Origin of the sequence: Polynucleobacter sp. es-MAR-4 (assembly GCF_018882055.1) — a bacterium.
GTDB lineage: Bacteria > Pseudomonadota > Gammaproteobacteria > Burkholderiales > Burkholderiaceae > Polynucleobacter.
Genome location: NZ_JACVPF010000001.1, coordinates 252,012 through 275,316 on the forward strand (window position 1 = coordinate 252,012; position 23,305 = coordinate 275,316).

At 46.1% G+C, this 23,305-nt stretch carries 23 protein-coding genes; 17 read left to right on the forward strand and 6 right to left on the reverse strand.

Translation table 11 applies throughout. The features are described from left to right. Positions 1 to 37 precede the first annotated feature (37 nt). The 3 genes from ICN16_RS01235 to ICN16_RS01245 are packed head-to-tail and all read right to left on the reverse strand — an operon-like array spanning position 38 to position 2,611. Positions 38 to 496, reverse strand: a complete 459-nt coding sequence (locus ICN16_RS01235) for a RidA family protein (protein WP_216133236.1) — start codon at positions 494 to 496, stop codon at positions 38 to 40. Between the two features lie 56 nt (positions 497 to 552). After that, positions 553 to 1,728, reverse strand: a complete 1,176-nt coding sequence (locus tag ICN16_RS01240) for a VWA domain-containing protein (protein WP_216133237.1) — start codon at positions 1,726 to 1,728, stop codon at positions 553 to 555. Between the two features lie 25 nt (positions 1,729 to 1,753). Next, positions 1,754 to 2,611 carry a MoxR family ATPase gene (locus ICN16_RS01245; RefSeq protein ID WP_216133238.1) on the reverse strand — a complete coding sequence of 286 codons (858 nt, stop codon included), beginning with the start codon at positions 2,609 to 2,611 and terminating at the stop codon, positions 1,754 to 1,756. A 164-nt stretch (positions 2,612 to 2,775) separates the two neighbouring features. On the opposite strand from ICN16_RS01245, the gene ICN16_RS01250 reads away from it, so the two are divergent. Together ICN16_RS01250 and ICN16_RS01255 are read left to right on the forward strand one after the other, a co-directional pair. Continuing rightward, positions 2,776 to 3,141: a cytochrome c gene (locus ICN16_RS01250; protein ID WP_216135560.1), complete on the forward strand. Its 366-nt coding sequence runs from the start codon at positions 2,776 to 2,778 to the stop codon at positions 3,139 to 3,141. Positions 3,142 to 3,158: 17 nt separating this feature from the next. Beyond that, positions 3,159 to 3,503 carry a cytochrome c gene (locus ICN16_RS01255; protein WP_216133239.1) on the forward strand — a complete coding sequence of 115 codons (345 nt, stop codon included), beginning with the start codon at positions 3,159 to 3,161 and terminating at the stop codon, positions 3,501 to 3,503. Between the two features lie 85 nt (positions 3,504 to 3,588). Here the strand turns inward: ICN16_RS01255 and ICN16_RS01260 are convergent, their stop codons facing one another. Then, positions 3,589 to 4,227 carry a GntR family transcriptional regulator gene (locus tag ICN16_RS01260; RefSeq protein WP_216133240.1) on the reverse strand — a complete coding sequence of 213 codons (639 nt, stop codon included), beginning with the start codon at positions 4,225 to 4,227 and terminating at the stop codon, positions 3,589 to 3,591. A gap of 96 nt (positions 4,228 to 4,323) precedes the next feature. Between ICN16_RS01260 and scpA the strand changes: the two genes are divergently transcribed. From scpA to ICN16_RS01300, 8 genes are read left to right on the forward strand one after another with little or no spacing between them, the layout of a single operon-like run. Continuing rightward, positions 4,324 to 6,519 carry a methylmalonyl-CoA mutase gene (gene scpA, locus ICN16_RS01265; protein WP_216861856.1) on the forward strand — a complete coding sequence of 732 codons (2,196 nt, stop codon included), beginning with the start codon at positions 4,324 to 4,326 and terminating at the stop codon, positions 6,517 to 6,519. A gap of 22 nt (positions 6,520 to 6,541) precedes the next feature. Then, positions 6,542 to 7,567 (forward strand): methylmalonyl Co-A mutase-associated GTPase MeaB, encoded by a 1,026-nt coding sequence (meaB, locus tag ICN16_RS01270; RefSeq protein ID WP_216133241.1) that lies wholly within the window; start codon positions 6,542 to 6,544, stop codon positions 7,565 to 7,567. 9 nt (positions 7,568 to 7,576) lie between these two features. Beyond that, positions 7,577 to 9,109, forward strand: coding sequence for an acyl-CoA carboxylase subunit beta (locus ICN16_RS01275; RefSeq protein ID WP_216133242.1), 1,533 nt, complete (start codon positions 7,577 to 7,579; stop codon positions 9,107 to 9,109). 26 nt (positions 9,110 to 9,135) lie between these two features. Continuing rightward, a complete protein-coding gene (accC, locus tag ICN16_RS01280) occupies positions 9,136 to 11,160 on the forward strand; it encodes an acetyl-CoA carboxylase biotin carboxylase subunit (RefSeq protein ID WP_216133243.1) in 2,025 nt (674 codons plus the stop codon). A gap of 8 nt (positions 11,161 to 11,168) precedes the next feature. Continuing rightward, positions 11,169 to 11,633 (forward strand): VOC family protein, encoded by a 465-nt coding sequence (locus ICN16_RS01285; RefSeq protein ID WP_216133244.1) that lies wholly within the window; start codon positions 11,169 to 11,171, stop codon positions 11,631 to 11,633. 18 nt (positions 11,634 to 11,651) lie between these two features. Continuing rightward, the gene (gene tsaB / locus ICN16_RS01290) at positions 11,652 to 12,374 is read left to right on the forward strand and encodes a tRNA (adenosine(37)-N6)-threonylcarbamoyltransferase complex dimerization subunit type 1 TsaB (RefSeq protein WP_255533551.1); all 723 of its coding nucleotides are present in this window, start codon (positions 11,652 to 11,654) and stop codon (positions 12,372 to 12,374) included. Beyond that, positions 12,367 to 12,912 (forward strand): ribosomal protein S18-alanine N-acetyltransferase, encoded by a 546-nt coding sequence (gene rimI / locus ICN16_RS01295; protein WP_216133245.1) that lies wholly within the window; start codon positions 12,367 to 12,369, stop codon positions 12,910 to 12,912. The genes tsaB and rimI overlap by 8 nt, the downstream gene beginning before the upstream one ends. A 2-nt stretch (positions 12,913 to 12,914) precedes the next feature. Further along, positions 12,915 to 13,469: a hypothetical protein gene (locus ICN16_RS01300; RefSeq protein ID WP_216133246.1), complete on the forward strand. Its 555-nt coding sequence runs from the start codon at positions 12,915 to 12,917 to the stop codon at positions 13,467 to 13,469. Positions 13,470 to 13,478: 9 nt separating this feature from the next. Here ICN16_RS01300 and lplT read toward each other — a convergent pair whose 3' ends face one another. Continuing rightward, a complete protein-coding gene (gene lplT, locus ICN16_RS01305) occupies positions 13,479 to 14,798 on the reverse strand; it encodes a lysophospholipid transporter LplT (RefSeq protein WP_216133247.1) in 1,320 nt (439 codons plus the stop codon). A gap of 50 nt (positions 14,799 to 14,848) precedes the next feature. Between lplT and alr the strand changes: the two genes are divergently transcribed. After that, a complete protein-coding gene (gene alr, locus ICN16_RS01310; protein WP_216861857.1) occupies positions 14,849 to 15,973 on the forward strand; it encodes an alanine racemase in 1,125 nt (374 codons plus the stop codon). Positions 15,974 to 16,002: 29 nt separating this feature from the next. Here the strand turns inward: alr and ICN16_RS01315 are convergent, their stop codons facing one another. Continuing rightward, on the reverse strand, positions 16,003 to 16,830 hold the full coding sequence (locus tag ICN16_RS01315) for an outer membrane protein assembly factor BamD (RefSeq protein WP_370625593.1): 828 nt from the start codon (positions 16,828 to 16,830) through the stop codon (positions 16,003 to 16,005). Positions 16,831 to 16,895: 65 nt separating this feature from the next. Here ICN16_RS01315 and ICN16_RS01320 point away from each other — a divergent pair, with 65 nt between their 5' ends. The 6 genes from ICN16_RS01320 (at position 16,896) to rimO (ending at position 23,233) form a co-directional block, all read left to right on the forward strand. Next, on the forward strand, positions 16,896 to 17,936 hold the full coding sequence (locus tag ICN16_RS01320) for an RluA family pseudouridine synthase (RefSeq protein WP_216133249.1): 1,041 nt from the start codon (positions 16,896 to 16,898) through the stop codon (positions 17,934 to 17,936). Beyond that, positions 17,920 to 18,699, forward strand: coding sequence for a peptidoglycan editing factor PgeF (gene pgeF / locus ICN16_RS01325; RefSeq protein ID WP_216133250.1), 780 nt, complete (start codon positions 17,920 to 17,922; stop codon positions 18,697 to 18,699). The genes ICN16_RS01320 and pgeF overlap by 17 nt, the downstream gene beginning before the upstream one ends. 101 nt (positions 18,700 to 18,800) lie before the next feature. After that, positions 18,801 to 20,435 carry a class I poly(R)-hydroxyalkanoic acid synthase gene (phaC, locus tag ICN16_RS01330; protein ID WP_216133251.1) on the forward strand — a complete coding sequence of 545 codons (1,635 nt, stop codon included), beginning with the start codon at positions 18,801 to 18,803 and terminating at the stop codon, positions 20,433 to 20,435. A gap of 21 nt (positions 20,436 to 20,456) precedes the next feature. Further along, a complete protein-coding gene (locus ICN16_RS01335) occupies positions 20,457 to 21,197 on the forward strand; it encodes a 3-ketoacyl-ACP reductase (protein ID WP_216133252.1) in 741 nt (246 codons plus the stop codon). A gap of 114 nt (positions 21,198 to 21,311) precedes the next feature. Further along, entirely contained in the window at positions 21,312 to 21,872 is a 561-nt protein-coding gene (phaR, locus tag ICN16_RS01340; protein WP_216133253.1) for a polyhydroxyalkanoate synthesis repressor PhaR, read from the forward strand. A gap of 2 nt (positions 21,873 to 21,874) precedes the next feature. Then, positions 21,875 to 23,233: a 30S ribosomal protein S12 methylthiotransferase RimO gene (gene rimO, locus ICN16_RS01345; protein WP_216133254.1), complete on the forward strand. Its 1,359-nt coding sequence runs from the start codon at positions 21,875 to 21,877 to the stop codon at positions 23,231 to 23,233. Positions 23,234 to 23,305 lie beyond the last annotated feature (72 nt).

Here is a 23,305-nt window from a genome sequence, read left to right on the forward strand (position 1 = left end):
AATCCCGACACTAGAGGTAGTCGGGATTTTTTTGAACTTAGATTTCTGCAATTAACTCGATTTCAACGCAGGCACCCAAAGGAATCTGCGCCACACCAAATGCACTACGAGCATGCTTACCTGCATCACCAAACACTTCAAAAAGCAGTTCTGAGCAGCCATTAACAACCAAGTGTTGCTCAGTAAATTCAGAGGTGGAATTCACCAAGCCCATTACTTTCACAATGCGCTTCACTTTATCCAGTGATCCCAAGTGATTTTGTAAGGTAGAAATCAAATCAATCGCAATAGACTTAGCAGCTGCTTTGCCAGTATCTGTATCCATATCTAAGCCTAGCTTGCCGACCCATGGCTTGCCATCTTTCTTCGCAATATGGCCTGATAGAAAAACAGTATTACCGGTGGTCGCTGCCATGACATAAGCAGCGGCAGGGGGTCCGGGTGGTGGTAAATCGATACCAAGAGTTTTGAGGCGGTCGCTAATGTGATTTGTCATATGAGTTCAATCAAATAAAAATGAAGTGGTAACGATAATAAATAACGTTAAGTGTATTACTTTGATAACTGACGCATGGCATTCTCAAGGCCATTTAATGTCACGGGATACATGCGATCCTTCATTAGGCCCTTCATAATGTCGATCGACTGTCGATACTGCCAGACTGATTCAGGCTCTGGATTGAGCCAGGCAAAGTGGGGGAAGTGGTCAATCAGACGATTGATCCACGCTGCACCAGTTTCTCGATTGTTATATTCCACCGATCCATTCGGGCTCAGAATTTCATAGGGAGACATAGTGGCATCGCCAATAAAAATGAGTTTGTAGTCGGGACCATATTTGTTGATGACGTCTTGGGTTGCGGTAACTTGATCGCGTCTGCGGCGATTACTTTGCCATAAATGCTCATAGACGCAGTTATGAAAATAGTAATACTCCAGGTGTTTGAATTCTGTTTTGACAGCAGTAAATAATTCAGAGATGCGTTGAATATGATCATCCATAGATCCCCCAACATCCATTAACAACAATACTTTGACTTGGTTATGGCGCTCGGGTCGCATTTGAATGTCGAGCATGCCAGCATTTGCGGCGGTTGAATGAATGGTCTTATCGAGATCTAATTCAAGAGTGGAGCCTTCTCTAGCAAATCTACGCAAGCGACGCAGTGCCATTTTAATATTTCGGGTTCCCAGGCTGAGATCGCTGTCGTAGTCCTTAAACTCCCGCGCTTCCCAAACTTTGATGGCGGTTCGATTGCCTGCGCTCTCGCCACCAATACGAATACCCTCGGGGTGATAGCCGCTATGACCAAAAGGAGAGGAGCCTCCAGCGCCAATCCATTTATTACCACCGCCATGCCATTCTTTTTGCTCCTTCATCAATTCTTGAAGGCGCTTTTGTAAGGCTTCAGGCCCGCCCAATTTTTTGAGTGCTGCTTTTTCTTCTTCAGTTAATAAGCGCTGTAACTTTTTCTCAAGCCAGTCCAGCGGAATGTCTGGGGCTAAGGCCATGATTTGCTCTACGCCATTGAAGTAAGAGCCAAAGACTTGATCAAAGCGATCAAAGTGTTGCTCATCCTTCACCAAGGTCATGCGTGCTAACTGATAAAACTCATCAATCGAAGGCTCTATGACGCCTGCCTTTAAAGCCTCCAATAGAGTTAAAAATTCTCGAACAGAAACCGGCACCTTAGCCTCTTTGAGTTTGAGAAAAAATTGAATCAACATGATTCAGCTGGTGCCGTATAAAAGATCAGCGGTGATTTCGGTTCATCATCACTAAGCGTTCAAATAAATGAATATCTTGTTCATTCTTCAGAAGTGCGCCATGTAGCGGTGGAATCGCAATCTTGTCTTCATTGCTATAAAGCGCCTCAGCAGGAATATCTTCAGACAGCAATAGTTTTAACCAATCAATTAACTCAGAAGTAGAGGGTTTCTTTTTCAAACCCGGTAGGGATCTGATTTGATAAAAAGATTTAAGGGCTGCATCCAGTAACTCTTGTTTGATATTGGGGTGATGTACGTCCACAATGCTTTGCATGGTTCCAGCATCCGGAAATGAGATGTAATGAAAAAAGCAGCGCCGTAAAAATGCATCCGGCAATTCTTTTTCATTATTTGAGGTAATGATGACAAGAGGGCGGTGCTTAGCCTTAATGAGCTCTCTTGTTTCGTATACGTAGAATTCCATGCGATCAATTTCTCGCAGAAGATCATTCGGAAACTCGATATCCGCTTTATCAATCTCATCGATCAAGAGAACAACAGGTTCATCCGCTTCAAATGCTTGCCAAAGAACGCCTTTGACAATGTAGTTGCGTATGTCATTTACTTTTTCATCGCCGAGTTGAGAATCTCTCAGGCGGCTAACGGCATCGTATTCATATAGACCTTGTTGTGCTTTGGTCGTTGATTTGATATGCCATTGCATGAGGGGCATCTTTAAGGCTGCAGCTACTTCCTCGGCCAACATGGTCTTGCCCGTTCCTGGCTCGCCTTTAATTAATAGAGGGCGTTGAAGTTGCATTGCTGCATTCACAGCCAATTTCAAGTCATCCGTTGCTACATAACTTTGGGAGCCATCAAAGCGGGTTTTGGTCTTTGTCATCGTTGGGGCATTCAATTTGTCTGAAATAGCGTTCAAGTATAGGTAAAAGGGGGCTTATTTTCAGTGTTTTCACTAATTTAAGGGTCTGAAACGGGGTGTAGCGGTCTGTCTCCGCTATACTCTTTCCAAATTGATCTAAATCAAACTCGTTAATGATGATTTCTATGAAAAAACACCTCATTCTTTCCCAATTGACCCTCTGCGCAGGTTTGGCTTTTGCTGGATTTTCAGCCCAAGCTCAGGATGTCAAAGGTTCCGCTCAGGCTGGACAAGGCAAGGTTTGGCTTTGCGTTGGTTGCCATTCCATCCCTGACTACCGTGCTGACTATCCTTTGGTTTACAGAGTGCCGATGCTAGGCGGTCAAAACGCCGCTTATATCTCAACTGCTTTAGCTGCCTACAAGAAAGGCGAAAGAAAGCATCCAACGATGCGTTCTATTGCTGCCAGCTTGTCTGATCAAGACATGGCCGACCTTGGCGAATACTATGCTGCGCAAACTGCCAGCTCACCAAATAACCCATTGAAGTGATATTTAGAGGCACGTTTATGAAATTCGCACTAATTACCGCCATTTTGTTATCCAGTATTGGCGTTGCTCAAGCAGCTAACGCTGATAAAGGTCAGGCACTTGTTGAGAAAGCTAATTGCGCCTCTTGTCATGGTGCTGGTCTTAATGCTCCGATTTTGCCAGCCTATCCAAAGCTAGCTGGTCAATACCCTGATTACCTCTATTACGCCTTAAAAGCGTACAAAGTGGGTAATGGCAATGCACAATACGGACGTAATAATGCCGTGATGGGCTCCCAAGTTCAGTCATTTACGGATGCGGATTTGCAAGATATGGCTGCTTACATCTCTAAATTACCTGGAAATTTCGTCATTAAGAAGTAATCCAGCGGATTTAGCGGCACAAGTAAAAAGGCTTAGGTTAATCACCTAAGCCTTTATTCATTTTGGTTTGATACTTCTTGAATGCTTATTTTGTGGCTTCCAGGCCCCTGGCAAGATGTTTGCGCATGGCCAGCTCTGCGGCCAATGGATCTCTCCTGAGGATGGCCTGGAGTATCTCCCGATGCTCAACAAGAGAACTCAGTAGGCGACCGCTTCTACTTAAAGAGTCGCGTCTTTGAAGCTTGAGCACCTTACGTAGATCCTCAATCACGCCATTCATCCATTTATTTCCCGCGATTTCTTGTATCAATTCATGAAATTTGACGTTAATTTCAAAGAATTGCTCTAGGTCGCGGTCTGCAGCTGCCTTTTCTAGGCGGTGATGCAGATTATCCAGCTGAGTAAGTTGGGCTTCCGATGCCTTTAGAGCTGTCTCCTTGGCTGCTTGACCCTCGAGTAGGGAGAGGACGGTAAAGATTTGCTCTAAATCCCGTCTATCCACCTCGGTCACATAGGCGCCTTTATTCATCTTGGTAGTTACGAGCCCTTCGGATGCTAAAACCTTGATTGCTTCTCGCATCGGTGTGCGTGAGATACCAAAGGCTAGGGCAAGGCTTTGCTCGTCCAGCCAGCTACCTGGAGCCAATTCATGGGAGAAGATCTGCTCTCGTAGGCGCTCAGCTACATCTTCATATAAAGGTCTATTAATTAGTTTTGTATTCATAATTATGTATACAGTATCTAGACAAATTAAAAAATGTCAAGCAAAATAGCTCTACAAATTTAGTAACAATGTAATAAAGCCAACCGGGAGTGCTTTATGAGTACAAGTGAAAAAAAGTCAGCGTCGAATTCATCTGCTTCATGGCCGAATGTGCCGGATAGCAATTTAGATGCCTGGAAAAAATCAGCCCAAAAGTCAGCGCCTAACGGTGATGTTGATAAATTAGGTTGGCAAACGCCAGATGGAATCCATCTCAAGGCTTTATATACAGCCGAAGATACGGAAGGCCTTCAATACACCCATTCCTTGCCGGGCTTCGAACCTTTCGTACGCGGACCACAAGCAACGATGTACTCAGTACGTCCATGGACTATTCGTCAATACGCTGGCTTTTCAACTGCAGAAGAATCCAATGCGTTTTATCGCAAGGCTCTCGATGCAGGCGGTCAAGGTGTTTCTGTTGCCTTTGACTTGGCAACCCATCGTGGCTATGACTCCGATCATCCGCGTGTGACTGGTGATGTTGGAAAAGCAGGTGTTGCCATTGACTCTGTTGAGGATATGAAAATTTTGTTCGATGGAATTCCATTGGATAAGGTTTCTGTTTCGATGACGATGAACGGTGCTGTATTGCCAGTATTAGCTGGTTACATTGTTGCCGGTGAAGAGCAGGGCGTTAAGCAAGAATTGTTATCTGGAACGATTCAGAATGACATTCTGAAAGAGTTCATGGTGCGTAATACTTATATCTATCCACCAGAGCCTTCCATGCGCATCATCGGTGACATCATTGAATACACCGCTAAGCATATGCCGAAGTTCAACTCGATCTCCATCTCGGGTTATCACATGCAAGAGGCTGGCGCGAACCAAGTTCTCGAACTCGCTTTCACATTGGCCGATGGTAAAGAGTATGTAAAAACTGCCTTGGCTAAAGGTTTGGACGTTGATGGTTTTGCTGGTCGTCTTTCATTCTTCTTTGCTATTGGTATGAACTTCTATTTGGAAGTGGCTAAGTTACGTGCTGCACGCCTTTTGTGGTGGCGCATCATGAAGTCCTTTGAGCCAAAGAATCCAAAGTCACTCATGTTGCGTACGCATTGCCAAACATCGGGTTGGTCTTTAACTGAGCAAGATCCCTATAACAACGTGGTGCGAACAACGGTTGAGGCGATGGCTGCAGTATTTGGCGGCACACAATCCTTGCATACGAATTCATTTGATGAAGCGATTGCATTGCCATCCGAATTCTCTAGTCGTATCGCTCGCAACACCCAGTTGATCTTGCAAGAAGAAACCCACATCACTAGCGTGATTGATCCATGGGCTGGTTCTTACATGATGGAGAACCTCACTCAAGAGATGGCTGATAAGGCCTGGGAGATTATTCAAGAAGTTGACGCTATGGGAGGCATGACTAAGGCTGTTGAAAGTGGTTGGGCTAAGCTGAAGATTGAAGCAGCAGCCGCTGAAAAACAAGCCAAGATCGATTCCGGCTCCGATGTCATTGTTGGCGTGAATAAATACAAGCTCGGCAAGGAAGATTTGGTTGATGTCTTGATGATCGATAACGACAAGGTTCGTGAAAGCCAAGTTGCGCGATTAAAAGATATTAAGGCGAAGCGCGACTCCAAAAAAGTCGAAGCCGCATTAGTGGCATTAACTAAGGCTGCAGAAGAAAACACCGGCAACTTATTAGAGTTGGCTGTGCAGGCGATTCGTTTGCGCGCTACCGTTGGCGAAGTTTCTGATGCATTAGAAAAAGTTTACGGGCGCCATCGCGCCGATACTCAAAAGGTGACCGGTGTGTATGCAGCTGCTTATGACTCAGCAGAAGGCTGGGAAAAATTGAAGGTTGAGATTGCTGATTTTGCAAATGACTTTGGTCGCCGCCCACGCGTGATGATCGCCAAGCTTGGTCAAGATGGTCATGATCGCGGCGCTAAAGTGGTTGCAACTGCCTTCGCTGACTTGGGCTTTGACGTAGATATTGGACCTTTGTTCCAAACTCCGGAGGAGTGCGCTCGTCAAGCGATTGAGAATGATGTCCATGCTTTAGGAATCTCTACTTTGGCTGCAGGGCATAAGACTTTGGTGCCAGCCATCATTGCTGAGTTGAAAAAGCAGGGCGCTGACGACATCATTGTTTTCGTGGGAGGAGTAATTCCAAGGCAAGACTACGACTTCTTGTATGAGGCTGGTGTGAAGGGTATTTATGGTCCAGGCACTCCAATTCCAGCATCAGCGAAAGATGTACTTGAGCAGATTCGTAAATCTGTAAAGCCTGATTAATTCATAGATCGAAGACATCAGCATGCTCAATGCAGTTGACCAAGCTTTAGTGAATGATCTCACTGCTGCACCTTCATCGGCGCAGCGTAGGGCCTTGGCCAAGATCATTACCTTGCTTGAGTCTACTCGTATGGATCATCGTAAGCGAGCCGATGAGGTTCTAAATACCTTGCTGCCAAAGACTGGTAAGTCATTCCGTTTGGGCATCTCAGGCGTACCCGGCGTTGGTAAGTCCACCCTCATCGAGACTCTGGGTTTGTATCTCATCGAAAAAGGTCATCGTGTCGCTGTTTTAGCCATTGACCCTTCCTCAAGCCTATCTGGCGGATCTATTTTGGGGGATAAGACGCGTATGGAAAAGTTATCCGTTCTGGATAACGCGTTTATTCGTCCAAGTCCCTCATCTTGCACATTAGGTGGTGTAGCCGAAAAAACACGTGAGGCAATGTTGGTTGCTGAAGCGGCAGGATTTGACGTTGTGATTGTCGAAACCGTCGGTGTAGGTCAAAGCGAAATTGCTGTTGCGGGTATGACTGATATGTTTTTGCTATTGCAGTTACCGAATGCAGGCGATGATTTACAGGCGATTAAAAAGGGCGTCATGGAGATTGCCGATCTGATTGTGATCAACAAGGTTGATATCGATCCAGACACAGCCATGCGAGCCCAATTATTTATTACCAGCTCTTTGCGTTTATTGGGCTTTCAGGGAAATCCTGATCACGCTTCCCACAATCAAGAGTATTGGCATCCTACAGTGATGACCTTAAGTGCCCTAGAAGGTAATGGCGTACCTGAGTTATGGGAAAAAATTCTGCATTTTCAGAAACTGCAAAACGCAAATGGCCAGCTACAGTCTCGCCGCAAGCAACAAGCGGGCTCCTGGATGTGGGATCGAATTGATGCAGGCCTTAAGAACGCATTTCAGAATCACCCAGCAGTACAAGCACTTTTGCCTGGCCTGAGTGCCGAGGTAAATGAAGGAACCATGGCCGCTTCTGTTGCTGCGAGACGTTTACTCGAAGCAATGGGACACGAATTTTTCTAAGGAGTAGTTATGAAGGAAATCATTCAACAGCTTGAAGCAAAGCGTGAGCTTGCCAGATTAGGTGGCGGGCAAAAGCGTATTGCTGCTCAACATTCCAAAGGTAAGTTAACGGCTCGCGAGCGTATTGAGCTCTTGCTAGATGCCGGTACTTTTGAAGAGTGGGATATGTTCGTTGAGCATCGTTGCTATGACTTTGGCATGGCCGATCAAACTGTCCCAGGCGATGGCGTTGTTACTGGTTACGGCATGATTAATGGCCGTTTAGTTTTTGTATTCTCACAAGACTTTACGGTCTTGGGTGGCTCTTTATCTGAGGCTCACGCTGAGAAGATTTGCAAGATCATGGATCAAGCCCTTAAAGTAGGCGCCCCAGTGATTGGTCTCAATGACTCTGGCGGCGCTCGTATTCAAGAGGGTGTTGCCTCATTAGGCGGCTATGCTGAAATTTTCCAGCGTAATGTCACTGCCTCTGGCGTTATCCCACAAATATCCTTAATCATGGGGCCATCAGCTGGTGGTGCTGTTTACTCTCCAGCGTTAACGGATTTCATCTTCATGGTGAAAGATAGCTCCTACATGTTTGTTACCGGGCCAGAAGTGGTTAAGACGGTGACGCATGAGGATGTCACTGCAGAAGAGTTGGGTGGAGCAGTAACGCACTCGACTATTTCAGGCGTATGTGATTTGGCTTTTGATAATGATGTTGATGCCATCATGATGCTCCGTCGCTTCTTTAATTATCTCCCTTTATCAAACCGCGAAAAGCCACCAACCATCAATGGTGCGCAACGCACTGAAGAGCCTGATTTTTCTCTCGATACATTGGTGCCAAGCAATCCGAATCAACCTTACGATATGAAAGAGTTGATCGGCAAGATTGTTGATGATGGTGAGTTCTTTGAGTTGCAGCCTGATTATGCAAAGAATATATTGATCGGTTTTGCACGTATGGAAGGTCGCTCCATCGGTATCGTAGCTAATCAGCCTTTGGTGCTAGCAGGCTGTTTAGATATCAAGGCATCTATTAAGGCGGCTCGTTTTGTTCGCTTCTGCGATGCCTTCAATATTCCAGTTGTGACTTTGGTTGACGTACCTGGATTTATGCCTGGTACATCGCAAGAATATGGCGGCATTATTAAGCATGGCGCGAAGTTGTTGTACGCCTATGCGGATTGCACTGTTCCTAAAGTAACCTTGATTACACGTAAGGCCTACGGCGGTGCCTATGACGTGATGGCTTCCAAACATCTCCGTGGCGATGTGAACTTTGCCTGGCCTTCTGCAGAAATTGCAGTAATGGGGCCTAAGGGCGCTGTTGAAATTATTTTCCGTGAAGAAAAATCTGACCCGGCAAAAATTGCTGCTCGTGAAGCAGAATACAAAGCGAAGTTTGCAAATCCATTTGTAGCGGGTCGACGTGGCTACATTGATGATGTGATCTTGCCGCATGAGACACGCAAGCGTATCTCACGTTCTTTGGCAATGCTCAAAGACAAAGAGCTCACAAACCCACCGCGTAAACACGGCAATATTCCTCTTTAAGGCGCCGATCAACTATGACTACGAAAATGTTTAAGAAAATTTTAATTGCTAACCGCGGTGAGATTGCGTGCCGCGTGATGAAGACTGCCAAGAAGATGGGCATCAAGACAGTTGCCGTCTATTCAGAAGCGGACAAAGAGGCGCGCCATGTCCAAATGGCTGATGAGGCTATTTGCATCGGGCCAGCACCTTCACGCGAATCTTATTTAGTAATGGATCGCATCATTCAGGCCTGCAAGGACACTGGCGCCGAAGCGGTTCACCCCGGTTATGGCTTCTTGTCGGAGAACGAGCAATTTGCACGTCGCTGTGAAGAAGAGGGCATTGTATTTATTGGACCAAAGCATCAGTCTATTGCGGCTATGGGCGACAAGATCGCCTCGAAAAAGCTGGCTCTTGAGGCTAAGGTTAATACTATTCCTGGCTACAACGAAGCGATTGATACAACTGAAGAAGCGGTCAAGATTGCCCAAGGTATCGGTTACCCGGTGATGATTAAGGCGTCTGCAGGCGGCGGTGGCAAAGGCTTGCGTGTTGCATTTAATGATAAAGAGGCTGCCGAAGGTTTTGCTGCTTGTAAAACAGAGGCGATGAATAGCTTTGGTGATGATCGTATCTTCATTGAGAAGTTTGTTGAAGGGCCGCGCCATATCGAGATTCAGGTACTAGGTGATTCGCACGGCAATGTTGTCTACTTGGGTGAGCGGGATTGCTCTATTCAGCGACGCCACCAAAAAGTCATTGAAGAAGCTCCATCCCCATTCATTGATCCAGCTACACGTAAGGCAATGGGTGAGCAAGCTGTTGCTTTGGCAAAAGCTGTGAACTATCAATCTGCGGGTACCGTTGAGTTTGTAGTTGGTAAAGATAAATCTTTCTACTTCCTCGAAATGAATACCCGCTTGCAAGTAGAGCATCCTGTTACCGAGGGTATTACTGGGCTTGATTTGGTTGAACAGATGATTCGCGTTGCTGCTGGTGAGAAGCTGGCATTTAAACAAGAAGATATCAAGCTAGATGGTTGGTCAATGGAGTGCCGCATCAATGCGGATGATCCATTCCGCAACTTCTTGCCATCGACTGGTCGTCTAGTGAAATACCGTCCACCAGAAGAGTTGGATGGTGTACGTGTAGATACCGGTGTATATGAGGGTGGCGAGATACCGATGTATTACGACTCCATGATTGCCAAGTTAATCGTACATGGCAAGGATCGTACGGAAGCTATCGAAAAAATGCGCGCTGCATTGAATGATTTTGTGATTCGTGGCATTCATTCGAATATTCCTTTCCAGGCAGCGCTTTTGCAGCATCCGCGCTTTGTATCCGGCGACTTCACCACCGGCTTTATTGCTGAAGAGTATCCGGATGGCTTTAAAAAGGATTCTGTTCAGCCAGCTGATCCTAAGCGCTTAGCTGCCTTGGCGGCATTCATGCGCTATCGCTATCTTGAGCATATTCAAATGATCGATGGTCAATTAGCCGGTCATGAGATGACAATTGCCAATAAGTTTGTTGTCGTTACTGGATCACGTGTTGGATCAAGCGAAGAGATGAAAGAAGTCCCTGTCCGTGTTGATCTAAAAGAAGGCGTGTACTCTGTCTACATTGAGGAGGGTGGCGATGTTAGTCGCTACAACATCGTTAGCGCTTGGCGACCAGGCGAGCTTTGCTTGCACGCAACTATCAATGGTACCCATAAGATCACGGCTCAAGTAGAGCGTAAGGGTGTGAAATACGCTCTAGTCTTAGATGGTGCCCACTACGAGTGCATGGTCTTGAGCCCATTAGGTGCAGAACTTCAGCGTCGCATGCTGGTTAAGGTTCCACCAGATACTTCTAAATTGGTGATGTCACCAATGCCTGGCCTTTTGACCAATATTTCTGTAAAAGTTGGCGAGGCAGTAACGGCTGGCCAGAAATTGGCTGCTATCGAGGCAATGAAAATGGAAAACACACTCGTTGCTGCACAAGACGGCGTGGTTGCCGAAATCTGTGCCAATGTTGGTGAAAGCTTGGCGGTTGATCAATTGATCATTCGCTTTGAATAAGGCTTGCCATGACTAAACCATTCAAAATATTGGGGATTCAGCAAGTCGCTATTGGCGGGGAGAATAAAGATCGCCTCCGCAAGCTTTGGGTTGAGTTGTTAGGCTTTGAATACAAGAGCACTTTTGTCTCTGAGCGTGAAAACGTAGATGAAGATATTTGTGCTATCGGCAAGGGTGCTCACGAAATTGAGGTAGATCTCATGCAGCCCTTTGATATTGAAAAGAAGCCTGCAGTCCATCAAACCCCTTTAAACCACATTGGCTTGTGGGTTAATGATCTTCCCAAGGCCGTTGAGTGGTTATCTGCACAGGGCCTGCGCTTTGCCCCAGGCGGAATTCGTAAGGGTGCAGCTGGATATGACATTACCTTTGTGCACCCTAAAGGGAATGAAGAATTTCCCTTCTGCGGTGAGGGCGTCTTGATTGAACTAGTTCAGGCGCCACCAGATATCATTGCGGGTCTGAGTTCATAAGAAGTAAGAGAGTCCAAATTGACCCGTATATTGGCCATCGACACCTCCTCGGCTTGGTGTTCGGTGGCCTTGTCTTTACCTAATGCTGTGCCTTTAGTTCGCCACCAAAAAGTGTCGGCTGGCGCTAGCCAGCTCATCCTACCTTGGGTTGAAGAGTTGTTATCTGAAGCAGCCATCAAGCTCTCATCCCTAGACGCAATTGCAATTGGTAATGGTCCAGGAGCCTTTACAGGGGTTCGCTTAGGTGTGGCTGTTGTCCAGGGCTTGGCGATAGCAGCCAAGCTGCCTGTGATAGCTGTAGCAAGTCTGGATGCGATTGCCAGTCGGCTCGTGTTAACACCCGCATATATTTCGTCAGGCGCCCAATCATTTGTTGTGGCTATTGATGCTCGTATGGGTGAGGTGTATTGGGCCAACTATAAGAAGGCTGATAATCAATTGCCTGAACGTCAAGGCGAAATTCATCTAACAACTCCAGAGGAAATTGAACTTAAAAATATTGATTTTCTGGCTGGTAGTGCGATTCCGGAGTTTGGTGATCGTGTGTTTACCTCCATCCCGAATTCATTGCCAAGCTCCCATCTAGATTCTGCAATAGGAGTTGATGCGTTAGGGGTTTTAGCTTGCGCTCAGGATATGTGGAGCAAGGGGTTGCAACAAGACGTACATCTTCTAGAGCCGCTCTATATTCGCAACAAGGTAGCCTTAACATCTGCGGAGCGCAGTCAACAACATGGCTGACAATATCGAATCTTTGGGCTCTCGAACAGAGGGCGTATCAGAGCTTTCGTTTCTACCTATGACGGTGGCAGACTTGGATTCAGTTTTGGCGATCGAATCTGTCTCACATATTCATCCTTGGACAAAAGGTAACTTCTCTGATTCACTCGCTGCTGGTCATTGGGCCTATTGCGTTAGGCCGCAATTATCAGACGCAGTAAAAGGTAGCTATCTCGACCCAGAGGTTCTGTGGGCATACTGCATCTTGTTTCCAGCAGTAGATGAGTTGCATCTACTGAATATCACCGTTTCCCCTAAATTGCGTCGCCTAGGCATTGGCGTAAAAATGATGACTGCAATCGAGGGCGTTGCTGCACAACAAAATATGCCTCGAATTATTCTTGAGGTTCGCCCCAGCAATGAAGCCGCCTTAAAACTTTATCAAAGCCTAGGGTACGAGCAAATTGGCGTACGTAAAAACTATTACCCAGTTGATGTGGCAAGTGGATTGCGAGAAGATGCCCTGGTTTTGGCTAAATCGATTAAGCTTGAGGCATGAATATGAGTACAAATTCTGCCTTTCTTAAAGAGATGGGTATTACTGAGTGGACTTCGCGAGATTCTGCTTCTGGGCGTTCTCAAACAGTGGCTGCGGCTGAAGCATCATCTCATCAAGCTGATCCTATGGTCACTACATCACCAGTTGTTGTAGAAGATCAGGTGAGAGTTTCTGCGGGATTGTGGTGGTTTTTTGGTAATAAACCCCAAGGTGAAGCAGAAGTACTATTTCAAAATATCATTCGTGTGCTTGGCTTAAGCCCCCAAGAGTGGTCCTGGAAAAATCCTGCGGAAAAGTTAAATCCTGAACTATTGCCACAAGATGGAACGCCTATAGTTGCCATGGCCTTTGGTGGTCCAGTCGCTCAAAAATTATCAGGTGAGCGAGATGCACTCCCACAGCTTCGAGAAACCGTCTTGGCAATCAATGCTGATGGTGCTGAGGATCTTCCGCTGATTGCTACTTTTGAATTCAATCATTTGCTAGCGAAGCCAAAAGATAAAGCGCTATTTTGGCAGGATCTATTGCTTGCTAAATCGGTATTGCAAAATATCTAAGCTTTGCGCTTAGTGCTTGTGCTCACCAATCAAATGCATTGAGTCATACTCAGCCTGATTGGCTCGGTGACGCTTGATGACAAGCCACATAATTGCACTTACGGCGACACCAAAGCCAATAATGACTGCCTGAATTGGCGCATCTAGCCAAATCAATCCAGAGTAGATTAGAAGCATCATTAATACAGAGATGTTTTCATTAAAGTTTTGTACTGCAATTGAGTGGCCGGCAGACATCAATACATGTCCACGATGTTGCAATAGCGCATTCATTGGAACAACAAAGTAACCCGCTAACCAACCAACCAAGATTAATAAGAAATAAGCTGGCAGTAAATTGAGTGAGATCTCAAACTTACCAATAGTCCAGATGGTCGTGTTGGGAAGCATGTCAGAGTTGTAAATTGCCATTACGCAGACCACTAGGCCCATAGCAATGCCATAGGGCAGGACTTTAAGGGAGCTACGAAGCGGTACACGCCAAGCAGCCCAAACAGCACCTCCAGCGACGCCAACTGCTGAGATCGCCTGAAGAATAGCCCCCTGAGACAGGGTCATGTGTAGAGCAACTTGAGCCCACTTAATCACAATAAATTGCAGAGTGGCACCAGCACCCCAAAATAGCGTAGTAACCGCTAAGGATATTTGACCAAGACGATCAGCCCAAAGCGTCTTAAAGCATACAGAAAAATCTTTAACTAATTCAATGGGGTTAGTTTTTTGGGACTCATAGCGTGCTCCAGTATCCGGAATACGTAAATTAATGAGGGCGGCCAATATGTAAATCAGCATGATGATCATGATGGCTGATTCAGCGGCAGTATCAATACTGGTATCCAGCAATGGCATATCTAAAGACAGGAGGCTCTGGGAGACCGATTTACTAATGAGAACCCCTCCAAGAACAGTGCCCATAATGATGGAGCCAACCGTGAGACCTTCAATCCAGCCATTGGCCGCAACCAGTTTCTCGGGTGGAAGTAATTCAGTGAGGATGCCGTATTTGGCTGGAGAGTAGGCGGCTGCCCCAAGGCCAACAATCGCATAGGCTAATAAAGGATGGCTTCCAAATAGCATCACCACGCATCCCACAAATTTAATCGTGTTGGTAATGAACATGACGTTGCCTTTTGGGCGGGAGTCTGCAAAGGCTCCCACAAAGGCTGCCAGCAAGACGTAGGAGAGAACGAAGAATAATTTGAGTAAAGGAGTCATCCAGGCCGGAGCGCTAAGCTGGACCAAGAGGGCGATTGCTGCGATCAGCAATGCGTTATCAGCAAGCGACGAAAAAAATTGCGCCGCCATAATGATGTAAAAACTACGGTTCATTCGTACAATCTAGTCATTAATGTAATTAAAACATGAAAGGAGGGGTGGATATGGGCTCATCGGCTAATCGCTTGATTAATAGGCCAATTTTGGCAACTATACACACAGATGCCTTTCGTCATAATTTGAGCCGTATTCGTGAGCTAGCTCCTGAGTCGAAGATTTGGTCGGTTGTAAAGGCCAAAGCCTACGGCCATACGCTAGAAGCGGCATTTAAAGGTCTTTCGTCTACAGACGGTTTTGCTCTGCTAGATATTGCAGATGCACAATGGTTGAGAGAGCATGGTTGGGAGGGTCGAATCCTTCTCTTGGAAGGGCTTTTTAGTCCCCAGGAATTGGAATTGGCTCTCAAACTTCAGTGTGACTTGGTGGTCCATAGCGAAAAGCAAGTCGCCTGGCTTGAGTCTGTTGCAAATCAGTCTGCCCACCAGCCTAATATATTTTTAAAACTGAACTCTGGGATGAACCGGCTTGGTTTTAGATCAGGGCAGTATCGAACAGCTTTTCACCGCTTGCATGCTGCCGGATATCGCCTCCACCACATGACCCATTTTGCTAATGCCGATCAAGTAGATCAAGCGCCATCGGTAGGTGAACAAATGGACTGTTTTCAACAGACAATTGAGGGCTTGGAAGCTCCAAGCTCCTTAGCTAATTCAGCGGCTATTCTGTGGCACCGTAACGCCCTCGGCGATTGGGTTCGTCCTGGAATTATGCTGTATGGGGTTTCTCCAACTGGCGTGCATGCTGATATTGTTCGATCCGATCTTCAGCCTGTGATGCAGCTCCAAAGTGAAATCATCGACATTCAGGAATTAAAGAAAGGCGATCATGTTGGATATGGTGGTCGCTATCAAGCTCCTGAAGATATGCGTATTGGTGTAATTGCTTGTGGCTATGCTGATGGCTATCCCCGTCATGCGGAAGATGGCACTCCTGTTTGGGTTGATGCTGCAGATCCCCGTGGCGATGGCGTGATTTGTCCGATTGTTGGGCGAGTATCAATGGATATGCTGACGATTGATTTGCGTGAAGCGCCCAATGCCAAGATCGGCAGTGTGGTTGAGCTATGGGGTCAGGAGGTACCAGTGGATGATGTAGCTCAGATGAGCGGAACCATTGGCTATGAGCTTATTTGCGCATTGGCGCAGAGAGTGCCAGTAGTCATCAAGTAGCGTGGCGCCACTTGATGAAACCTATTTTTTTATTTATTCCAGATCTGCCACCAGCGACGTTCTTTTTGAACGCGTTGGCCGGTAACCATCATTTGGCTATCGGGGAAATTGAGTTTAAATACACGTAGTGAATCATTACTCAAGTCAGTCATGCCGAGATTTTCGTATGACTTCGTCAGGATATAGAGAGCCTCTTCAACCGCAGGTGCGCGATCGTAATCTCGAATAACGAGTTGCGCTCTATTGGCGGAAGCTAGGTAAGCACCGCGTTGATAGTAGAAGCGAGCAACAATAACGTCGGCTTCTGCCAAAGAGTTCACGATATAGCGCATGCGGTCTAGGGAATCTGGAGCGTATTTGCTATCAGGGAAACGTTCAACTACCACCTTGAAAGCTTCAAAAGCCTCTTTGGATGCTTTTGGATCGCGCTCACTTAAATCTTGCCCGGTAAATTTACCAAGCCAGCCCAAATCATCATTGAAGCTAATCAAGCCTTTGAGGTAGTAGCCGTAATCTAAATTAGGGCTACCTTGATGAAGCTTAATAAATCGATCAATCGCAACTTGAGCTTGAGCTTGCTCTTGAGCCTTCCAGTAGCAGTAGGCTGCATTAATTTGCGCTTGCTGTGAATAAGGTCCAAAAGGGAATCGACCTTCTAGCTTTTCAAAGTACTTGCCGCACTTTGCGTAATCAGCATCTTTTAGCTTCTCAGTTGCTTCGGAATAGAGCTTCGTCTCAGACCAAATATCGGTATCGTCCTTTTGGCCATCGCTACCAGCACATCCACTGAGGATGAGGCAGGCTGCGCTAGCTCCAACGAATAAAGAAATAAGGGATTTTTTGGAAGATGACCCCATAGTGGCAGCAAGCCTTAAACTGGCGTCTGTAATAACGTCCGACATAACTAAAAGGCTCTTTAAGCGTGGCATTGCCGCATACTCCCGATTCGAATCCCATTGATTATATCGATGATGAGGATTTCATAGCTCTAGAAGTTCCCTTTGAGGTAACTGGGGAGCGTTTGGACAAGTTCCTCGGTGGCGCTTTGCCAGATTATTCCCGGAATCGCCTTCAGGCCTGGGTTGAGGCTGGGGCGGTTACGGTTGATGGAAAAGCCACTAAAGTTCGTCATTTACTCCGTGGGGGCGAGAGTATTAGGGTCTTTCCACAAGAAATGCCTGAACAATTTGCATTTTCACCAGAAGATATCCCCTTGGACATAGTTTATGAGGATGACTCCATTATTGTGGTCAATAAACCAGCGGGATTGGTAGTTCATCCGGCTGCTGGTAATTGGACCGGAACCCTATTAAATGGACTCTTGCACCATTTTCCAGAGTTAAAGCATTTACCTAGAGCGGGCATTGTCCATCGCTTGGATAAAGATACTTCTGGGCTGATGGTGGTTGCCCGTACAGATATTGCTCAGACTTCCTTAGTCAGACAACTGCAGGAGCGTACTGTAGGTCGACGCTATCTCTCCTGGGTATGGGGCGATGCCCCATCGCAGGGTAAGGTGCTAGCAACTGTTGGTCGTGATCAGCGCGATCGCCTCAAAATGGCGGCTGGTTCTGCTCAGGGTAAGCCTGCAGCTACCTTATTTCGACGCTTGGCCAAAGGTACTTTTGCTGAAAGCGCTCTTGCCTTATTGGAGTGCCGTCTGGAGACTGGCCGTACGCATCAGATTCGTGTTCATCTGGAATCCTTAGGTTTTCCACTTCTGGGGGATCCAGTCTACCGAAAAAGGACTCCAGGAGCCGCTAAATCCTTGCCTTTTGCCCGTCAAGCTCTGCATGCTTATGCTCTGAGTTTGCAGCATCCAAGAACACAAGAAGTAATGACCTGGTTTAGATTGCCTCCGCAAGATTTAATCGAATTATTGCCATTGGTGGGGATGAGTGAAGCAGACTTGCCAAAAGAAGAGGCCTTGATGGCCTCAATCAAAAATGATCAGCGCAATTAATAAGATCAAACCAAGCTGGGTTGTGCATGAACAAATCCAGGCCTTCTGCACCACTAGGTTAGGCGGAGTTAGTAAGACTCCATTTGCCAGCCTCAATCTAGGGCTTAATGCAGGCGATGATTCAGAAACTGTTCTGCAAAATCGCAGCATCCTCAGATCAAATCTCCCAAATGAGCCAATTTGGCTTAAGCAGATTCATGGCATTGCTGTTAGCACTCCGGCGACAAGAGGGCTTCAAGTCGATGGGCCATTTGAAGCTGATGCTGCGGTAACCAATATCCCAAATGAGGTTTTGGCAATTCTGACGGCTGATTGCATGCCTGTATTGTTTGCCAGTAAGAGTGGCGTTGTAATTGGTGCTGCTCATGCTGGCTGGCGTGGCCTCAGTGGTGGAGTTCTAGAACGCACTATTCAAGAGATGATCGCTTTGTCTCCTGGCCTGAGCCCAAAAGAGATTGTTGCGTGGATGGGTCCAGCGATTGGTCCAACAGCATTTGAAGTTGGTGAAGATGTTCTGAAGGCTTTTTCCGGTCAGGATCAGTCCCCACTCTCGAAAGCATTTACGCCAATTCTCGAAAGACCTGGAAAGTATTTGGCAAATCTATATTTGCTTGCCAGGGAGAGATTGCAATTAGCCGGCATTGAGCAAATCTCTGGTGGAGATTTTTGTACCTTTAATGATCCTAAAAATTTCTTTTCTTATCGTAGGGATAAAGAAACCGGTCGCTTTGCCTCCTTGATTTGGATCTCTAGTGATATCTAAATTGGGGTTATTACTAGCTTAGCCCTAGGGCTAGGGTTAGTGCGTATAACCCTAGATGCCTTATAGATGCAGAATGGTCTCAATAACTATACGAGATCATTATGTTTGCAGGTATGAATACGGGTGTTGCGCCATCCTTGGCTCCGCACCACATGGCATTAATTCCCCCGGAAAGTTTGGCGGAAATTCAAAAAGAGTACTTCTCAGAGTTCGCTCATCTTGCAACTAATCCCGAAGCTATTGAAGTAAAAGATCGTCGCTTCTCTGGCAAAGCCTGGCACTCTTCTTGGAGCAAGATGATTGCCGCAACTTACTTGCTGAACTCCAAGCATTTATTAGCGCTTGCAAAAGCAGTTGATGCGGATGAAAAGACTAAGGCCAAAATTTTGTTCACAACAGAACAAATGATCGATGCTTTGTCCCCCTCAAACTTTATTGCAACCAATCCCGAAGTTCTTGAAAATATTATTAGCTCTCAAGGTCAGTCGATTCAGAATGGAATAGTGAACTTGCTGGGTGATTTAAAAAAAGGCAAAGTTTCACTGACGGATGAAAGTGCCTTTGAGGTTGGTAAGAATATTGCAACCACTGAAGGTCAGGTGGTATTTCGCAATGATCTATTTGAGTTAATTCAATACAAGCCACTGACTGATACTGTCTATGAGCGCCCATACTTAATGGTGCCGCCTTGCATTAACAAGTATTACATTTTGGATTTGCAGCCAGACAATTCTGTAGTGCGTTACATGGTGGAGCAGGGCCACACTGTTTTCTTGGTTTCCTGGAAGAATCCCGATGCCTCGATGTCGAAAGTGACGTGGGATGACTACGTTGGTGAAGGCGTGATTAAGGCTATTGAGGTGGTCAAGGATATCGGTGGTACAGATCAAATTAACGTACTTGGCTTTTGCGTAGGCGGAACTTTAACTTCTACCGCTTTAGCCGTCTTGGCCGCGCGTAAGAAAGATTATGTTGCTAGCTTAACCTTGCTGACTACCTTATTGGACTTCAGTGATACCGGCATTCTCGATGTCTTCATTGATGAAGGTATGGTGAAGTTGCGCGAGAGCACCATTGGTGGTGAGGGTGGTCATTTCGGGATGATGTCTGGTTTAGATCTCGGCAATACATTCTCCTTTCTGCGCCCAAATGATTTGGTGTGGAACTATGTTGTCGAGAATTATTTGAAAGGTAATTCACCGCCGCCATTTGATTTGCTCTATTGGAATGGTGACTCCACCAATTTGCCTGGTCCAATGTATTGCTGGTATCTACGTCATACCTATCTACAAAACGAATTGATTAAACCAGGCAAGCTCACCGTTTGCGGTGAAAAGGTCGACTTAGGCAAAATCACTGTGCCAGCCTATATTTATGCATCACATGATGATCACATCGTGCCCTGGAAATCGGCTTATGAATCTACCCATATTCTGAAGGGCAAGAATCGATTTGTCTTGGGCGCATCAGGCCATATTGCCGGGGTAATTAATCCACCAGCAAAAAATAAACGTCATTATTTTGAAAATAATAAGTTAGCTAAGACAGCAGATGAGTGGTTAGCTGTAGCAAAAGATATCAAGGGTAGTTGGTGGCCCAACTACGCTCAATGGTTAGAACAATTTGGTGGCAAGAAAATTAAGGCTAGCAAGTCGTTTGGTAATGCACAGTACAAAAAACTAGAAGCGGCGCCTGGTAAGTACGTGAAAGAAAAAGTATCCGCAGCTGCTCAATAATAATTTCAAAAGGGGAAATACATGTCTCAAAAAATTGCATACGTAACCGGTGGTATGGGCGGCATTGGCACTGCTATTTGTCAGCGTCTCGCCAAAGATGGCTTCAAGGTCATCGCTGGTTGCGGCCCGAATTCCCCGCGTAAGGATCGCTGGATTGGCGAACAAAAAGCTTTAGGTTATGACTTCATCGCTTCAGAGGGCAACGTTTCCGACTGGGATAGTACAGTTGCTGCTTTCGATAAAGTGAAGGCTGAAGTAGGGCGTGTCGATGTGCTGGTAAATAACGCTGGAATTACTAAAGATAGCGTATTCCGCAAAATGACTCCGGATCAGTGGAAGGCAGTAATTGATACCAACCTCAATTCTTTGTTTAATGTAACTAAGCAAGTTGTAGATGGCATGGCTGATAACGGTTGGGGTCGAATTATCAATATTTCCTCCGTAAATGGTCAGAAGGGTCAGTTTGGTCAATCTAACTATTCCACGGCAAAAGCAGGCTTGCATGGATTTACGATGGCTTTGTCACAGGAGTTGGCCTCAAAGGGTGTAACCGTAAATACAGTTTCTCCTGGGTACATCGGTACGGATATGGTTAAAGCTATTCGTGAAGATGTCCTTGAGAAGATTGTTGCCGGCGTTCCTGTTAAGCGTTTGGGCACCCCAGAAGAGATCGCTTCGATTTGCTGCTGGATTGCCTCTAATGATGGCGGTTATGCGACTGGCGCTGACTTCTCTCTGAATGGTGGCCTGCATACAGGTTAAACCCCTCAAAAATGCAGTTTTAGTAGTGTGCTCATCGGCATATTTACCTTTAGATCAAACTAGAGATAAACTATGCCGATGTTGCATTGCAGTATCGAGAGTTAGGAAAAACACATGGCCACACGTTCCAAAAAAGCCGGCGATAGCCGCTTGATCAAGAAGTACCCCAATCGTCGTTTATATGACACCCAAACCAGCACCTATGTCACGCTGGCTGATATCAAAAGTTTAGTGATGGCTGGCGATGCTTTTAGCGTTGTGGATGCGAAAACAGAAGATGATTTAACGCGCAATATTTTGCTGCAAATTATTTTGGAGGAAGAAGCAGGCGGTGCGCCGGTTTTTTCTACGCAGATGCTTTCTCAAATCATCCGCTTCTATGGCAACTCCATGCAAGGGTTGATGGGTAGCTACCTTGAAAAGACGATGCAATCATTTGTGGATATTCACAATAAACTGGGTGATCAAACTCAGGGCTTAGGTGCTGGCAGCACGCCTGAAGCTTGGGCCAAGATGATGAATTTGCAAAACCCGATGATGCAGGGTCTCATGGGTAACTATATGGAGCAAAGTAAAGATCTGTTTGTGAAGATGCAAGAGCAAATGCAAAACTCCCCAACAATATTTAAAGGTTTCCCATTTCCGGGGCAGCCTAACCCAACAGAAAAAGAATAGTTGTGGCGGGTAAAGTAGGTTTTGTTTCCTTGGGGTGCCCCAAGGCGCTGGTTGATTCTGAACTCATCCTCACGCAATTAAGTGCTGAGGGTTATGAGACGGCCAAGGATTATTCTGGCGCTGATCTCGTTGTCGTGAATACCTGTGGCTTTATTGATTCTGCCGTAGAGGAAAGTCTCGCAGCCATTGGTGAGGCCTTGTCTGAAAATGGCAAAGTGATTGTGACCGGCTGCTTAGGTGCACGTAAAAACGCTGATGGCAGTGATCTTATTCAAAGCATTCATCCTAAGGTCCTTGCAGTAACGGGCCCACATGCCACGCAAGAGGTGATGCAGGCCATTCACCTACATCTTCCAAAGCCACATGATCCTTTTACCGATTTACTGCCTCCGATTGGCGTCAAGCTCACTCCTAAGCATTATGCGTATTTAAAAATTTCCGAGGGATGTAATCACCGCTGTACTTTTTGCATCATTCCAAGTTTGCGTGGCGATCTGGTTTCACGTCCGATTGGTGAAGTATTGCTTGAGGCAAAAAAATTATTTGAGTCAGGCGTTAAAGAGCTGTTGGTGGTTTCTCAAGACACGAGCGCCTATGGAGTTGATATTCAATATCGCACTGGCTTTTGGGATGGCAAGCCAGTTAAGACGCGGATGTTTGATTTAGTAAACGCCTTAAATCAAATCGCAAGAGAACATCAAGCCTGGGTTCGCCTGCATTATGTTTACCCTTATCCTCATGTTGATGATGTTTTGCCTTTAATGGCCGAGTTTTCTGATCATGGCTATGGCGTACTTCCTTATTTAGATATTCCTTTGCAGCACGCCCATCCAGATGTACTGAAGCGCATGAAGCGGCCTGCGAGCGGAGAAAAGAATTTAGAGCGTATACAAGCGTGGCGTGCTGCATGTCCCGATTTGGTAATTCGCAGCACCTTTATTGCTGGCTTTCCAGGCGAGACAGAAGAGGAGTTTGACTATCTTCTGAATTTCTTGGATGAGGCTCAAATTGATCGTGCTGGATGCTTTGCTTACTCACCCGTTGATGGTGCTACTGCCAATGCCTTGGATAATCCAGTTCCGGATTCTTTGCGGGAAGATCGTCGCGCTCGTTTTATGGCTAAGGCTGAAGAAATCTCCATAAAACGCCTTGCTAAAAAAATAGGCAAGCGCATTCAGGTCATTATTGATCGCGTAGACGAATCGGGTGGAATCGGTCGAACCATCGGGGATGCCCCTGAAATTGATGGTTTGGTGCGGGTTTTGCCCCCTAGCAAGCCTTCAAAACGCTATCGCACTGGTGAAATCATCAAAGTAACGGTTATTAGCTCCCAAGGGCATGACCTAATAGCCGAAACTTGACTATTGGAATAAAAATAGTGTTTTGGTCTTTTATTGAGGCCAATATTTTGCCTAATTAGGCACCGTTAAGGG